The 15,549-nt window shown below is 39.0% G+C and carries 18 protein-coding genes; 8 read left to right on the top strand and 10 right to left on the bottom strand.

Going from position 1 to position 15,549, the window contains the following annotated elements; translation table 11 throughout:
- The first annotated feature begins 6 nt into the window (after nucleotides 1-6).
- The gene (locus AC5YGD_RS03540; RefSeq protein ID WP_496142148.1) at nucleotides 7-1,257 is read left to right on the top strand and encodes a type II secretion system F family protein; all 1,251 of its coding nucleotides are present in this window, start codon (nucleotides 7-9) and stop codon (nucleotides 1,255-1,257) included.
- A 4-nt stretch (nucleotides 1,258-1,261) separates the two neighbouring features.
- On the opposite strand, the gene AC5YGD_RS03545 is transcribed toward AC5YGD_RS03540, so the two are convergent.
- From AC5YGD_RS03545 to AC5YGD_RS03570, 6 genes are all read right to left on the bottom strand, one after another.
- Complete coding sequence (locus AC5YGD_RS03545) at nucleotides 1,262-1,675, bottom strand: prepilin-type N-terminal cleavage/methylation domain-containing protein (protein ID WP_496142149.1); 414 nt, start codon at nucleotides 1,673-1,675, stop codon at nucleotides 1,262-1,264.
- A 7-nt stretch (nucleotides 1,676-1,682) separates the two neighbouring features.
- The gene (locus AC5YGD_RS03550; RefSeq protein WP_496142150.1) at nucleotides 1,683-2,201 is read right to left on the bottom strand and encodes a prepilin-type N-terminal cleavage/methylation domain-containing protein; all 519 of its coding nucleotides are present in this window, start codon (nucleotides 2,199-2,201) and stop codon (nucleotides 1,683-1,685) included.
- A 219-nt stretch (nucleotides 2,202-2,420) separates the two neighbouring features.
- Nucleotides 2,421-2,837, bottom strand: a complete 417-nt coding sequence (locus AC5YGD_RS03555) for a tetratricopeptide repeat protein (protein ID WP_496142151.1) — start codon at nucleotides 2,835-2,837, stop codon at nucleotides 2,421-2,423.
- Between the two features lie 93 nt (nucleotides 2,838-2,930).
- Entirely contained in the window at nucleotides 2,931-3,188 is a 258-nt protein-coding gene (locus AC5YGD_RS03560) for a hypothetical protein (RefSeq protein WP_496142152.1), read from the bottom strand.
- Nucleotides 3,189-3,267: 79 nt separating this feature from the next.
- Nucleotides 3,268-3,462 (bottom strand): TIGR03643 family protein, encoded by a 195-nt coding sequence (locus AC5YGD_RS03565; RefSeq protein WP_416679224.1) that lies wholly within the window; start codon nucleotides 3,460-3,462, stop codon nucleotides 3,268-3,270.
- Nucleotides 3,463-3,478: 16 nt separating this feature from the next.
- Nucleotides 3,479-4,561 carry an AI-2E family transporter gene (locus AC5YGD_RS03570; RefSeq protein ID WP_496142153.1) on the bottom strand — a complete coding sequence of 361 codons (1,083 nt, stop codon included), beginning with the start codon at nucleotides 4,559-4,561 and terminating at the stop codon, nucleotides 3,479-3,481.
- Nucleotides 4,562-5,252: 691 nt separating this feature from the next.
- Between AC5YGD_RS03570 and AC5YGD_RS03575 the strand changes: the two genes are divergently transcribed.
- From AC5YGD_RS03575 to AC5YGD_RS03605, 7 genes are all read left to right on the top strand, one after another.
- Nucleotides 5,253-5,723: a type IV pilin protein gene (locus tag AC5YGD_RS03575; RefSeq protein ID WP_496142155.1), complete on the top strand. Its 471-nt coding sequence runs from the start codon at nucleotides 5,253-5,255 to the stop codon at nucleotides 5,721-5,723.
- A 329-nt stretch (nucleotides 5,724-6,052) separates the two neighbouring features.
- Entirely contained in the window at nucleotides 6,053-6,541 is a 489-nt protein-coding gene (gene msrA, locus AC5YGD_RS03580; RefSeq protein WP_496142156.1) for a peptide-methionine (S)-S-oxide reductase MsrA, read from the top strand.
- Between the two features lie 4 nt (nucleotides 6,542-6,545).
- Nucleotides 6,546-7,292 carry a molybdopterin-synthase adenylyltransferase MoeB gene (locus AC5YGD_RS03585; protein ID WP_496142157.1) on the top strand — a complete coding sequence of 249 codons (747 nt, stop codon included), beginning with the start codon at nucleotides 6,546-6,548 and terminating at the stop codon, nucleotides 7,290-7,292.
- A gap of 33 nt (nucleotides 7,293-7,325) precedes the next feature.
- Nucleotides 7,326-7,595: a hypothetical protein gene (locus AC5YGD_RS03590; protein WP_496142158.1), complete on the top strand. Its 270-nt coding sequence runs from the start codon at nucleotides 7,326-7,328 to the stop codon at nucleotides 7,593-7,595.
- Nucleotides 7,596-7,631: 36 nt separating this feature from the next.
- A complete protein-coding gene (locus AC5YGD_RS03595; RefSeq protein WP_416696152.1) occupies nucleotides 7,632-7,982 on the top strand; it encodes a thiol-disulfide oxidoreductase DCC family protein in 351 nt (116 codons plus the stop codon).
- A gap of 22 nt (nucleotides 7,983-8,004) precedes the next feature.
- On the top strand, nucleotides 8,005-9,327 hold the full coding sequence (locus tag AC5YGD_RS03600) for an MATE family efflux transporter (RefSeq protein ID WP_496142159.1): 1,323 nt from the start codon (nucleotides 8,005-8,007) through the stop codon (nucleotides 9,325-9,327).
- A gap of 37 nt (nucleotides 9,328-9,364) precedes the next feature.
- The gene (locus AC5YGD_RS03605) at nucleotides 9,365-10,123 is read left to right on the top strand and encodes an opacity family porin (RefSeq protein ID WP_496142160.1); all 759 of its coding nucleotides are present in this window, start codon (nucleotides 9,365-9,367) and stop codon (nucleotides 10,121-10,123) included.
- 129 nt (nucleotides 10,124-10,252) lie between these two features.
- Here the strand turns inward: AC5YGD_RS03605 and AC5YGD_RS03610 are convergent, their stop codons facing one another.
- The 4 genes from AC5YGD_RS03610 to gspN form a co-directional block, all read right to left on the bottom strand.
- Nucleotides 10,253-11,131 (bottom strand): pirin family protein, encoded by an 879-nt coding sequence (locus AC5YGD_RS03610; RefSeq protein ID WP_496142161.1) that lies wholly within the window; start codon nucleotides 11,129-11,131, stop codon nucleotides 10,253-10,255.
- Nucleotides 11,132-11,302: 171 nt separating this feature from the next.
- On the bottom strand, nucleotides 11,303-12,880 hold the full coding sequence (locus tag AC5YGD_RS03615) for a hypothetical protein (protein WP_496142162.1): 1,578 nt from the start codon (nucleotides 12,878-12,880) through the stop codon (nucleotides 11,303-11,305).
- A gap of 197 nt (nucleotides 12,881-13,077) precedes the next feature.
- Nucleotides 13,078-14,667, bottom strand: coding sequence for a hypothetical protein (locus AC5YGD_RS03620; protein WP_496142163.1), 1,590 nt, complete (start codon nucleotides 14,665-14,667; stop codon nucleotides 13,078-13,080).
- A gap of 161 nt (nucleotides 14,668-14,828) precedes the next feature.
- Nucleotides 14,829-15,545, bottom strand: coding sequence for a type II secretion system protein N (gene gspN, locus AC5YGD_RS03625; RefSeq protein WP_496142164.1), 717 nt, complete (start codon nucleotides 15,543-15,545; stop codon nucleotides 14,829-14,831).
- Between the last annotated feature and the right edge of the window lie 4 nt (nucleotides 15,546-15,549).

Here is a 15,549-nt window from a genome sequence, read left to right on the forward strand (position 1 = left end):
TTATATATGGCAGTAACATACTCTTATAAAGGCATACTCGGTAATAAATATACTGATGGTAAAATTGTTGCTATCAATAAAGAGGAGGCCGCGTTTAAGTTAAAGGAAGATAAGATTATCATTACTTCTTTAGAGAAAGTATCAGGTAAAGAAGAAGTCATTAAAGAAAAAAAAGAGGCAAAAGCAACAAAAAAAGTAAAAAAGATTCCAAAAAAAGTCCCTATAAAAGAGGTCATTACCTTTACGAAAAAATTCGAAACCATGGTCCGTGCTGGATTACCTATTCTTGAAAGTATTAAGATGATTGAGCTCCAAACAGAGCATAAAGGTTTTCAGTTGATTGTTAGTGACATCCATCAATCTGTTGAGACAGGTAACACCCTATCTGACTCTTTTGAAAAATTTCCTGGGGCTTTTGATAATATCTATATCAATCTTCTTAGGGCTGGAGAGTCGAGTGGTAAGGTGCAGCTGTTTTTGTCTAAATTAGTTATTAATATGGAGAAACAGGAAAAAATCAAAAGTAGTATTAAGGGTGCAATGATGTATCCAATGATTCTCCTAACTGTTGCCATTGCGGTGGTTGCTTTGATGCTAGTTTTTGTTGTCCCTGTATTCGAAGAAATGTTTGCAGGTAAGGCGGGTGGTCTTCCTGCAGCTACCCAGTTTGTTGTTAATATGAGTAACTTTCTGCGAGACCCGCTAAAAGGTGGCGTCCTTGCAATTTCAATAGTGGTTTCATATATGTCATTATCATTTACAATTAAAAAGAGCCTTAAGGCTAAGAAGGTGTGGCATAAATTAGTTCTTAAATTGCCTCTATTTGGAGGTTTAGTTAATAAATCTTCGCTTTCTAAGATTGCGATGATCCAAGGCAACTTGAGAGCGGCAGGAGTCCCTGAAATGGAGGCTTTGGACATTGCAGCGAGTGCTAGTAATAATCTTGTTATCAGAGAAGCGATGGTGAACGTGCGTCGTGGCGTTTTTTCAGGCGAGCCATTATCTAAATTATTTGAGAAATACCCAAATATCTTTCCTATTTCTTTTGTGGCCCTTGTTTCAGTCGGTGAGAGGACGGGTAATATGGAAGAAATGTACGGCTCAATTGCGAGCTATTATGAGGGTGAGATGGATATTGTAATTGAAAGACTTACCGCTATGCTTGAGCCGATAATGATGGTTTTTATGGGCATTACTGTGGGAGGTATTCTGGTTGCAATGTACACCCCAATGTTTGCCATGGGAGATACTTTTTAATCTTCTATCTTGGACACTGGGCTCCACTTCGTAAGTTATTGTTTTGATCAAGGCAGAACGCCGTTACATTCATGCCAGCTTTCGCTCTCGCAACTGCCTGAAATCCGGTGGCATGATTTAAAACTAGGTAATCATAGTCACTATTGATATCCAGAGTATTGTTATTAAAGAGATTGGTGTTAATATCTGCAGTTCTATTTGATAAATAGAAACTATTGTTGTCAGAAAAAAAGTCCGCTTCCATTAGTGAAATTGATCTAAGGTTATTCTGCGCAACATCTTCTTTAGCGCCCTGAATATAGCCGTTATACATCGGTATGCCTACGCCTGCTAAAATACCGATAATAGCAACAACAATTAAAAGTTCAATTAAAGTAAAACCCGCAATAATGCGGGCTTTATTAGCTTTATTCTTCATTGATAAATTATTCAACTCTAATTTCTAACCAATTTCTCAAAGGTACATTAACACGTCTAGTTGGAGCATTATCATCACCAATATTGGTTCTAACTCGAATAACAGCATTACCGTTGTTAGATATATGAGTTACGCCAAGAGCAGGATTCGCATTACCACTTCGTATCGTGGAAGGATTGTCAGGAAACCATGGGTTAGTATTGAGCTCATTAAAGTAAGCGGCAAACCATACACTCCATTGCTGAGCTGATGTTCTTGTAGTTCCTCTATTACAGGCTCTATTCGTAGTACCAATTCTAACGGTGGCAGCACCAGTTGCACACCTGGTAACTGTTGCAGCTATAAAGGATTGTACACTTGCGTGGTTAGATTCTGTACTAGCGATTCTGGCACCAGTCATATAACCGTTATACATCGGTATCCCTACTCCTGCTAAAATGCCAATAATTGCAACTACGATTAAAAGCTCAATTAACGTAAAAGCTTTTTTCTTGGTATCTTTAATCATTGTCTTGATTGTTTTCATTTTATTTTCCTTTTTATAATTCATTAATTCTTAAGGTTAATCATTTTATTTTTCATAAAATCATTAAGTAAAACAAGGTTAGATAATTTACTACATATAACCCTTTCGCTAAATATACCATAAAAAATGTTATTTCTAAACCCAGATTATCCAATGATTTTTAGTGATTTCTTTTTATGGTTCATTCTGAATTGTTAATTAAAAGCCTTAAACTAAGAGTCAATATTTCCAGAGTTGATTCTTATTCCAGAGCAGTTCAGCTTCATCAATCCCATTCGCATAGGACAACTGAAGCCATTTCTTTGCCTCATCATAGGACTGATAAACACCAGTACCAAGTAAGTACATGACGCCTAAATTATACTGAGCCCTGGGATGGTCTTGTTGTGCTGCCTTTTTGTACCAGTAAACTGCCATTGCGTCATCTATATTAACCCCATAACCCTTTGCATACATTCCAGCTAAGTTATATTGCGCTTGAGAGACGCCCTGTTCTGCAAGGGGAAGCCATTCAACCAGTGCTTTTAAATAGTTTTCTTTTTTATAGGCGTCCCAACCATCGGAGTAATCAGCTGAGACGGCCCCTATAGGCCCAAAAGAAAATAGAAAAAGTAATAGAATAAACGGTGCTTTCATAATGAACAAAAACTAAATTAATAAATTAAAAAATCTAGAGGCCTCAAGATGTCAAGGATTCAGTGGTAACGATTTTTATTAGTGAGCCTTTTTCTAACTAAGGTTTTTTACGTGCTCAACAGTTTTTTTATAAAGATATTCTAGATTATCTTTATGGGTCCGGTCAACAATTCTTTGGTCATTTTCGACATGATGCAGGATATCATGGATTAAACCATACACTGATTTCATATTTTTACGATCTTTACTCTTGAGGTTGTAGTCAGACACGTCAAGCCATCTGCCATCTTGTGATGCAATAACCTTATCAATCTGAGTGATAACTTCACTAATGTCTGTATTTAATCCCATGTGATTATTTTACTGTTATAGTCAAATTTTTAGTTGGCTGTTTTAGAAAATACCTGTCCGTTAGATAGCAGTATTGTGTTTAAACTTTAAGGTGTTTCTTTTGTTTTTCTTTTATCCAGCGCACTCGTTTCCGCCATAATCTATAAGATCCTGGCTTCAGGTTGCTTTGCATGATGCGTTTGACCTCGGGCTCTTTGATGCCGAATTCTCTTTCAATATCTGAAAAAGTTGCCTCATCGCTCCAAGCCATTTCAATTAATCCATTTACATTCATAGTTTTGAGTTATTTATTAAGAAGGCCGCTCAGGGCTACCAAATTGAATCTGATAAATCTCAAATATAGTAATCGACATTGCGGCAATGATTGGACCAATAAAGAGCCCTAGGATGCCAAACTTAATTATTCCAGCTAGGGTTGAAAGTACAGTAATAAGGGTATGATTTAACGCGCTTTTGTGGTTCATAGAGCTTGATAATTTCATAATAATAATGGGCCTAAGAAAATTATCAATGAGCGTTCCCGCTAAAACTGCCCCAAAAAAGATAATGATTAAGGCGTTTACCGACTCCCCAGTTGCAAACAAATAGATCGACAACGGAAGCCACACTAGGACTCCCCCTAGTACCGGAATAAAGCTTGCTAGAGCCATCGCAACCCCAAAAAACAAGGCCGGCAATCCAACAATCATTACCCCTATTGCAAAAGCCACTCCTTGGGTGATTGAAATTAAAAAGACGCTGCCTACAAGGGTTAAAGACAATCCAGAGAATTGATTAAGAAGCAGGTCATCAATTTTTTTATCGAGAGGGGACACTTTTTTAATCTTGTCAATGAAGGATGGGCCATCAATATAAAAGTAGTAAAGCGAGAAGATTGTAATAATCACGAAAAAGATAAACTGGCTAGAGAGCTTAGTAATGCTTTTCAAAATTACGATCGAAAAGTCTTTAACGGCAATTGCAATTGATTCGAGGTTGTTGCGTAGAGAGCTATCAAGAAACTCACGTATCGTGTCTGACAAAGGCAGTCCCATAATTATCTCATCGGTTATTCTGCTGATTTCACTCATCTGAAAGTCGTTTTGCAGTTTGTTAATGAGAGCAGTAATCTCTATTCCGCTAACCAGCAGGATGTATCCAAGGGGCAGTATTAGGAGCGTAGTCACAAGCAGCGTCATTAAAATCGCAGCACGATTTTTTGAGTATTTTTGAGACAGATTTAAAAAGCTACTGAAAGTCGATATGCAGATCAATAGGGACAGGAAAAGGTAGGCAATGAAGGGGGTAAATAGCCAAACTAAAGCGAGTATAGCGAGCGCTAAAAGAATTAATACTAGGCCATTACCATGCCTTTTGTTGATGCTTCCTTGCAAAACCACTCCTTTAGACTATATATATCTTATTGAGAATTATAGACACTCAAACGCATATCTTAAAGTAGTTATAGGATTTTGTGCGGAGATTTAGTTTGAAAAGACTTAGTACCGGCATTTGCAATTAAATCGAAGTCGAGTTGAGTGAGCCTCCCCACTCGTGCCTTCAAAGTCTGTATATATATTTGAGGGTGGCTCTATTCATTAATTACTTCGTTGGTATCAAATGATAATTCAGGGGAAAAAAAAGCTTCTACTAGCACTAAAGAATATCTAAGATACTCCTCTAAACTCTCTCCCCCAGTTATTACAAGGGGCGCAGCAATAGCAAAAGAAAGTAAAATTATTTTTAACATTGTATAATAAATATTTTACGCTAAGACACAATTGCAATGAGCCGTAATACTAAATTCCAAACTTTGTTTCATCTGTGAGGGAGGGTTTATTAATAGTTAGCCGAGTTCAATGAGCCTCCCCTCGTACCATCAAAGTCTGTATATATATGCGAGGGATGGTTGCTCTGAAGTTAGAGTGTATAGCTATAAATTAATTATTTATACATACGTAGCTCATTTTCCTCTATATCTTTAGTAATTTAAGTATATGATTCTCTATATCTTAATAAATTAATGGCAAGAAGAGCCTCTTTACTATCAAAACTTATTTCAAATTAAGAATTAAGGGATTTACATTGATTGAACTGCTAATTGTAGTTGCTATTATTGGTATTCTTGCTGGAGTTGGTGTTCCAATGTACAACGGCTATATGACTTCTGCCAGAGTGCAAAGTGCCACAACAAACCACAACAACGTAGTATCCTTTGTAACAGCAACGCTTACCAGGTGTGCAACTAGTGCTACAACTGTTACGCTGGGAAGTACTGTCCGAGATTGTAGTGATAATTCGAGCTTATGGGCTGGTTATTTCATAACATACTTTAACTCTATTAACACGAACCCATATGGTGAGAACGCATTTAATGGAACCGACGCTGCCACACCGTCTGGAGGCCCGAGATTAGGCCTAACTGGGATTGCTGGTACTGCTACAGGTAACACTATTTTTATAAGAACAAATATCGGCAATGAATCTGGGGGAAGTGCCTTCCTCCCTGTCCCTGGCGGTCCAGGTAATATGTGGGTTCAAATTAGAAGAGAGTAATATTATTAATAGTTAGCCGAGTTCAATGAGCCTCTCCCCCATACCTTCATAGTCTGTATAAATATGCGAGGGATAGTAGCTCTTTAATAGTATTTAACTAAACCACTGGTTAATGCGTATTAATTAGAAAACAATTATTAAATATATAATTATTACCGATTAAGCGGGTTAAAGAAGAAGGGTCGAAGTCTGCATTAATGAACCGGTAGAGAACCAGTACATTTATTTGACTTAAGTGGATTGTCTGAAAGCTAAGATTTAGAGTCCATTTATTCATTCTTTTGTCATCATAAGTTATACTATATTCTTTTAATAAACGACAATTAATTATGCAAACAGCTTACCTTGCTGGCGGTTGCTTTTGGTGCGTAGAAGCGATCTTTCAGCGCGTTAACGGCGTCAAAGAAGTAAAAAATGGGTATTGTAATGGGTCGACTCAAAACCCGACGTATGAGGCAATATGTACGGGCCAAACTGGACACGCAGAAGTCTTAAAAGTTGACTTTGATGAGAGCGAAGTTAGCTATGAGTCTTTATTAGAGGTTTTCTTTGAGACTCACAATCCAATGACCCTAAATCAGCAGGGCGCAGACAAAGGAACGCAGTACCGATCGGCTATCTTTTATACCAATGACTCACAGAGGCAAATTGCAACCTCAGTGATTGGAAACATAAAGGGCGCGGTAACTGAAGTCACAGAGCTTGATGTATTCTATCCTGCAGAGGCTTATCACCAAGATTACTTCAACAACAACGCCAATCAGCCGTACTGTCAAATGGTAATTTTGCCAAAAATTAATAAGTACTTTAAGCAATAAATTAATGAAAGACCAGGAGCTACTCAGATACTCTAAGCAAATTATGTTGCCTCAGATTGATATTGAGGGGCAGCAAAAAATTATGGACTCGACCGTACTGATTATTGGTATGGGCGGTCTTGGGTCTCCTACGGCGCTGTATCTAGCAGCTGCGGGAGTAGGCCATATAATTATTGCTGATTTTGACCAGGTAGAGCTTTCAAATCTTCAGCGTCAAATCATTCACCAAACTAAAGACATCGGTAAGGACAAGGTCAATTCTGCTAAAGATAAATTGATTGAGCTTAACCCAGAAATTAAAGTGACGATTGCAAATGAACTCGTTCATACGGGCAACCTTTCTTCCTTAGTTAAAGATGTTGACCTTGTTCTTGACGGCACAGACAACTTTGAAAGTCGCTTTGAAATTAACAGGGCCTGCGTTGATTTTGAAAAGCCTCTCGTTTCAGCTGCGGTGATTCGCTTTGAAGGCCAGGTCTCTGTTTTTAAGGGTTACGAGAAGGATCAGCCTTGCTACCAGTGCCTCTACTCTGAAGAGGGAGATGACAATGAGAGTTGCGTTCAAAATGGCGTTTTAGCGCCAGTAGCTGGACTCATTGGCACGATTCAGGCTTTGCAGGCTATCAAGGTTATATTGAGCTTAGGGGATGAGCTATGCGGAACACTTCTACTCGTTGACGGCTTGGATTTAAGTTTTAGAAAGGTTAAAATTGGTAAAGATTTAAAGTGCCCCATATGTAACGCAAGGTAGACCTAATTTTTTATATTTTCGGAGATCTAAAAAATGATTAACTTTATAAGTATCTTTGTGTCAGTTGGCTTTGGGTATCTTTTCTTTAAGATTGCAAGACCGAAGGTAGAGTCTGGATCTAAATCTATTTATTACGCGCGAACCTTTGTTGCTTGGAGCCTTTTCGCTTCGACCTCCTTTTATGTTCGGCCTTTTGTTGTTGATCAGAGTATCAATAATATAATTTACTGGCTTATGATGTCAGCGCCATTTGCTATTTTTGCAGCAATCGCTGGCTATCTTTATGGAAAGTTTAGTAAGTAATTACTAACACTATCTCAATAACTAATGAATAGAATTATGAAAACTGAATCAGAGGGAAAGGTTTTGTTTAATGAAGAGTGCAGTATCTGTAACTTTGAAATTAAGCACTACAAAAAACGCTCACAGCTCGAATATGAAAACTGCAGTCAGAAAGGTGATAAGTACCTAAAGGCGCTTTATGTTGAATTTCCAGATGGCTCGGAAATAAAAGGCGTCGAGGCTTTTATCTATGTGTGGAGTAACACCAAGGGCTATAACTGGCTCGCCAGATTTGTAAGCACTCCAGGAGTCTTTAGTATTGCGAAGCTAGTCTATGCTTTCCTTGCATTTATTCTGTACTGGCGATTTAAACTCTTTAATCAAAAGTTTAAAAGAGACGCCCTTTAACGGCATTAATTAAGTCATAAAAATGCAAACAAATCCTAGAGACCTTTCGCATAAGAGAGTCTTGGGTGTGGCTATTCCAATCGTATTGGCTAACGCCACAATCCCAATTTTAGGCGCTGTCGATACTGCGGTTGTCGGGCAGTTAGGACTGGCTGTTCCTATCGGCGCTGTCGGTATTGGCGCAATCATCATCACCGCAATCTATTGGCTGTTCGGTTTCTTACGGATGGGCACAACAGGGCTTACCGCCCAAGCCATCGGCTCTGGTGACAAACCTGAAACATCAGCCCTTCTAGTTAGAGGAGTCATTATTGGTTTCACAGCTGGCCTGATATTAATCATTGCCCAGGTGCCTATTTTTTTAGGGGCTCTACAGTTATCTCCTGCCTCTATGGAGGTAGAGAGCTTAGCGCAAAAATATTTACAGATTAGGGTCTATAGCGCGCCTGCTGCTATTGCTCTTTTTGGTATTACCGGCTGGCTGATTGCTAAAGAAAAAACTCGAGCAGTTCTGCTACTTCAATTGGTTCTCAATGGGATTAATATTGCATTAGATTTAGTGTTTGTTTTAAAGCTTGGATGGGGCGTTGAAGGGGTCGCTATTGCAACTCTCATTGCAGAATGGTCAGGCCTTATATTTGGACTCTGGCTCGCAAGGGAGGGCTTTAATAATGGCTACTGGAAAAACTGGCTACAGATATTTGATAGAGTACGCCTAATTCAAATGGCCAAAGTAAATAGTGACATAATGATTCGCTCAATTTTGCTAGAAATTAGTTTCGTCAGCTTTTTATTTCTAGGCTCAAGTTTTGATGATGCGACGCTAGCTGCCAACCAGGTACTGATTCAATTTTTAAATATTACTGCCTACGCCCTTGATGGGTTCGCCTTTGCAGCAGAGGCTTTGGTAGGGCAGGCTCTTGGCGCTAAAAACAGACCTCTTTTTAGAAGAGCAGTAATAATGACAAGTCAATGGGGGCTTGGCTCAGTGATCCTAATGGCGCTAGCATTCTTTGTCTTTGGTAATAGTATCATTAATATCATGACAACTGCACAGGATGTGAGGACTGTTGGCTATGAGTATCTGCCTTGGATGGTGATCGCTCCATTGGCTGGGGTTGCCGCATGGATGTTAGATGGAATTTTTATTGGCGCTACAAGGACTGCTGATATGCGCAATATGATGTTTATTTCTTTTTGTATCTATCTAATAGCACTCGCTATTTTGCTTCCTAAATATGGCAATCATGGGCTTTGGGCTTCGTTGATTATATTTTCCTTAGCAAGGGGAATTACTTTAGGTTTTAAATATCCTAGGCTTGAGGCATCAGTGGGGCCTAACTAATCCAATAAAGTCATATTTTTAATTTATACTCTTACTCATGAAAATTAAAATATTATTCCTAAATAAACTAATAATGCTTGTGGGGCTGTTCTTAGTCTCAGCGCTATTTTCAACAAGCGCTATTGCAGAAGATTCTTCTGATCAAAGCGTTAATGAGCTCTCATTCGGTATCACAGTTTCTGCCAATGGCTCACTCACCTTTGCAAGCGGTATGCATACCGCGCTTCCAGGAAACCTGGGTACAAACGTTAAAAAAGGCACACTCAACGACAACACTGTAACTAATAAAGACTATGCTCTCAGTGTTGATTACTATAGAAAAATTAGTGACAACATTTACTTTAATGCTGGAATGACTGAAAGCAGCATGAAGACTAAAGACACGGCAGCTACTTTTGAGGGTGGATATGTTGTTACGCCTTTTCCAACATTCACAACGAAGGGCTTAACTCTTAATTTAGGTCCAAGCTATAGGTTTGATACTTCGTCAAGATTTACCCCTTATCTAGGTTTAAATGTTTCATATTTTTCTGGAAAAGTAACGAATACCAATTATCCGACTGTTTCTGGAACTGGCACCTATGGTGTGGGTGGTCCAGAGACAAAGGCTACTTGTTGGGGACTAAACCCTAATCTAGGTGTGTTTGCTAATTCAGGATTTTTAAAGGGTTTTGGGGCTTCAGTTAAGTCTCAAAATCTCGATTGTGATGGCGACTCTTTTCGCAGCTTCACTAAAGGCTACAAGACAGAGTTTAAAAATATCCTCTATTCAATTGACTATCGAGTCTTCTTTTAAACCTTTTGTAAAATTTATTTCTTATAAGCCTTTACTGTGAATTTTTATAGACACTTAATGGCACATCTTGCTCTATTTCGCTTTATTATGTAAAAATCTAATCAGTAGATGAGGCATTTTAAATAGTTGCTAGTCTAAATATCCAAACTTACCGCTATTGAAGTCATCAATTGTTTGTTTTATCTCTGCATTGGTGTTCATCACGAATGGGCCGTAAGATGCAATAGGCTCATCGATAGGCTCACCACTTAGAACAAGAATGGTTGCATCCTCATCTGCCCTTATAGTGAACTCTTTGCCGTCATTCTCAAAAAGTACAAAATGGTTTGCTGGAGACTTTTCAATGTTATTGACAGTGATGCTGCCTTTGATAACTAAGAGGCCAGTATTGTGATTTTTATCAAAACTGAAGCCCATTCCTTTGCCTTTATTAAGATGAACATTAAAAAGACTTAGGGGGCTGAAAGTCGAGGCAGGGCCCTTATTTTTTTCAAATTCTCCAGCAATAATGTCAATTGAACCTACGTTATTTTCTAGCTTAACTTTGGTGAGATCGTTCTTGTTAAGATTTTGATATTTTGGAGTTGTCATTTTGTCTTTAGCGGGCAGGTTAACCCAGAGCTGAACCATCTGCATTTCGCCGCCTTTTTTACCAAAGTTCTTCTCGTGATATTCTTTGTGAAGGATGCCAGAACCTGAGGTCATCCACTGCACGTCGCCTTCACCGATAATTCCGCCACCGCCACTGCTATCATGATGCTCAACCCTTCCTTTGTAGGCAATCGTAACGGTTTCAATGCCCCTGTGAGGGTGCGAGCCAACACCTCTTGGGGCGCCACTATTTGGCGGAAAGTAATGCGTTGGACCATAGTCCATTAATAGAAAAGGGCTCAAACGCTTCATTGTGAGAGGCTCCTCTCTTCCAAGAATTCCATGAACCCTAAAGCCGTCCCCTACAAAATGAAGATTGCCTGGTGCTATTACAGCTTCTATTGTCCTAAATGCCATTGTCTTAGTTGTGCTCTTAAAAGATAAAATTATAGATGTATTCTATTAATTACTCTGTTTATTTATTGAAACACTGTGTTGACTTTTGAGGGCTCTAGGTCCTAATGAAATTTAACAATAAAAAAGCCCGCATGAGCGGGCTTTTAATCTAAATCAACGTTTCCTTAGTGTTTAGTTTTGCAACACTCCGTGTATTACTTTTGCTTTGGCAGTAAGTGCTGGCTTGGTAGTAAACGTTTTTGTTACCGCAGTTAGTGTTGGTGCTGTGAAAGCATCTGCAGCTGTAAGAGATAATGCGCTGCAGTTTGAAGCAGCTACGACTGCAGGAACTAACTTACCTTGTGTCCTCTTAACCCGCCACTGTGTTGCATCAGTAGCAGTTAACAGAAGACCGTCAGTAAGGTTGTAATCTGGGTTCCATTCGCAATCAAATTCACTCGGATCACATTCACCATTGGTGTTTGTATCACCTGAAATAGCCCAATTAATGCCGTATAGCTGACCAGGGCCTTCATAGTTAAGGTTATCAGTTCTTGTAGCAGATACACCAGCTGGCGTTACGCCTACAAAAGACGCCTCGAACCTGATAGGCGCATCAAACGTAATTCCTGAAATGGTAGGCATTCCTGAAGCCCAAGATACATTATATGATGTTGCAAGGTCACTTTCCTTGTAGATGATTGTTGGAGCAGAGCCGTCTTCCGTCCACATCCAATATTTTACAGCACCATTACCGTCTTTGTATGTGCCCGCATAACCACGCACATCTTTGCTAGCGCCATGAAGAAACTGAAGGCCGGCAGTGATATCTTTTAGTGCACCACTTGTGGAATCAAAAAGATCGTAATTATGGATAATTGTAGTCATAGAATTTAAGTCAACACAAGATGCAGTTGCTGCATCTTGTTGAATTTTAGCGTGAGTTCCATTAAAGGCAACCTTGAAAACTTTAGTTGTGCTACCATCAACCTTAGAAACTTTTATAGAGCCTCCAGACCCATCTTTCTTGAGTGAACCAAAAGCCCACTGGGCATATTCATATCCCTCATTTTGGTTTTTGTTTTGTTCAATAAAAGAAATACCAACCTCTGTAGTGCTTGCATTGGTAAATGCTAGAGAACCTCTATTGTAATCTCCTGCAGACGCATTGTCCAAATTCCAGTTCATGGTTGCAACGCCGTAAGGATTAGTAGCGCTTGCACCTTCAGTCATTACAATTTCAGCTACAAATTCTTGTTTCTCACCGGCATCTGTAGTATCACCATCACTATTATTATCTTCCGTTTGAGTGAAGTACCCTGTACCAATTTGATTGGCGGTGTTACTTGCACGAGAAACTGTCATCACCACGTCAGCATAACTTGCAACCGCAGATGCTTGATCACCAGCGTCATTATTACAAATAGTCATGTCAACAAGAGCTCGATAAGTGGCATTAGGAAGAGTTGAGTGACTTGATGCCCCCATAATGCATACCAACATATCTGCCATGTTTAGTGGCTCTTGCCACTCCCCAGCATCAACCCACATATCAGCTTTCCTCTTTGAGTAGTCGGTTCCAGAAGAATTATAGGCTGCATTATTAACTGCTGCAAGGCTCGCACTTGCACTAGGGTCCTGAATTACTATAACATTCTGTGGGAGTGCTAGACCTGCAATTTGTTCAGTAGAAGTTGCAGGTGTTTTACTAGAGCAACCATAAAGAGTTAAGGACGCTAATCCCACAATTAATAGACTTTTAGAATTCATAGTTTGTATCCTCAATTTAATAGTTTAAAAAAAAAATACCTCGATTATAATTTATTAAAGAAAAAAAAGGGAGTAAATTTAGGCTATTTTTTTTGTAGTATGATTAATATAAATAATATTTAATAGGTATGTCTTAAATTTAGTAATAAAAAAAACCCGCATTATGCGGGTTTTTTTAAGTTACCAAAACAACTTAATTAATACTGCTTAATGCCGTGAATTACTTTAACTGCTGTGGTTACTGTTGGCTTGGAAGCCCAAGTCTCTGAAACAGCAGTGATTGTTGGCGCAGTTGTTAATGTAGAAAACTCCGAGTCTGCAATCGGAAGAGAGTCACAAGCACCACTAGTGTTATCTACTGCAAGCGACTTCCAGGCGCCTAATCTCTTAACTCTGTAAGATACGCCATCATAAATACCATTTGATCCCGTTAGAATAAGTTCATCTGCAAGATTATAGTCAGGCTGCCAATTACCATCGCTTTGTTGAGTCCAAGGAATGCCCCATAACTGTCCAGCACCTTCGTAGACTAGATCATTGGTTTTAGTTCCAGCAGAAGCACCGCCTGCAGCTGTGACTGTGGCTAAAAAGTCAGCTTCAAATCGAATCGGCTCTACCAGGGTTATACCGCTTATAGTTGGCGTGCGACCAGACCACGTGACTGAAAGAGCAGTTTCCTTGTCGCTCTCTTTATAAACAGTAGTAGGCATTGTGCCGTCCTCAGTATGAATCCATAGTTTTAAGCTGTTAGCACTGTCATCCCAGTAAGATCCTACATAGCCTCGCTTATCTTTATCAGTACCATAAACTAGTTCAACACCTGCAACAATATCAATTAGAGCGCCTGTTGTCGCGTTGTATAGATTGTAGTTATATACATAGTTTGCCATTGTGTTTTCAGCAAGACCCATACAAGCAGCAGTGCCGTTTGTAACGACATTTGCATGGGTTGAATTAAAGTTAACTTTATGAACTCGGTTTGTGTCATCATTGACATATACTTTTCCAGAGTCACCATTTTTAGCTCCTACTCCCTTGCCCCACATAGTGTATGTATCATCGCTCTCACCATCAACTAACCTCTCCTCAATAAGGCTAAAACCCATTTCGGTAGCACTATTACTAGTAAAGGACATAGAGCCTCTTTCGTAGTCTCCAGCTGAGCCATCAGCCACCGCATCAACGCGATTCCAGTTAAAGGCAAAGGCGCCAAAAGGATTAGTGGTTGATGAGGATTCGGAAATTGTTATATTTGCGACGTACTTACCATTTTCAGCTTCAGTTATAACGCCGTTACCATTTTCATCTTCACCATCTAAGAAATACGCCGTTGCAGTTTGGTTGGCAGTGTTGCTTGCTCTTGCGGCTATAATGGTGGCTTGAGCAAAACGTGTCACTTTAGCGGCTTGACTACCACCTTCTGCAGGATCACACTGCGACATATCAACCAGCGCACTATAAGTGCCATTAGGAACTATATCAGGACCCGTTGCGTTCATAATGCAAATTAAAAAATCAGCCATATTCAAAGGATCTTGCCAATCACCTGCATCAAGGAAAACTTCAGCGATGGCGTTAGAGTAATCAGTGCCTGTGCTGTTAAAGGCCGCCATATTAACGGCAGCAAGGTTCGAAGACGTAGCGTTGTTATCTGGAATCAACTCAATGTTATTAGGTAGTGACATACCACTTGTTTGAGAAGAAGAAGAAGAAGAAGGAGTAGTAGAATTGCAACCGTAAACCAATGATGCGGTTAATGAAATAACTAATATGTTCTTAATGTTCATTGTTGATAAGTTTCCTTAATGATAAATATTCAGCGACCATTATATCGTTTTTTTCTTTATTTATACTTTATCTGACCTTTTTTTGAGGGAAGTAGACCATAATAAACTATAAAAAAATCAGAAAACAATTAGCTATGGCTATTAAAATTTCAATAATTGTTTTAAAAATTAAGCTGAAAAGAGATTCTTGGACTAAGGTTGATATTTAGCTCTCTAAAGATAGACTGTAATCCTTTTGTTTTGGGAAGAATCTCTCCATCAAGAGTTAGAAGATTACTATTAGAGATGTTAAGCTTTAATGAAGTTTCAACAGCGCTGCTGTCTGTTGATGTTACATCGCCTGCAAGTGATCGATCAAAGTAGACAAAATTAAATCTATAATTGCCCAAATTTTCACCTAAAAAATTTACTTTCTCAAGCATCAAACTGCCCTCAGCCTCTGAGGGGGTGTTTGGAGGTAGCTGGCTACTCCACTTGGCATTCGTTTGATCTATATTGATATTTGAACTCAACAAGAAAGGCGTATTGGGTAAAAACTGCTGAAGATATTGGGTTGTTAAGACTCCATTAATATTATTAAGCTCTAATTTATTGAATGGATTCTTTTCAGCATTGGCATTTAATTCGTTCTTACTATCAATTTCTACTTTAATGTCTATTGAGATTTTTAGTAGCAATAGTGAGAGCGCATTAACTTGCCAGCTTGCTTTGTTAAAATATTTTGATTGCACTGAGCCATTCCAAATAGTTCCACTAAGAGTAAATGGAAAATTGAATGAATTTTTAAGATAAGGCTTAAGTATTTGCGCAGGCGCGTTGGCTATTAAAAAGAAAACTAAAGCAGCTATGAGTATGGCCCAGATTCTACTAATACGCATTGAT

The sequence above is a fragment of the Candidatus Pseudothioglobus sp. uisw_070 genome, assembly GCF_059512545.2.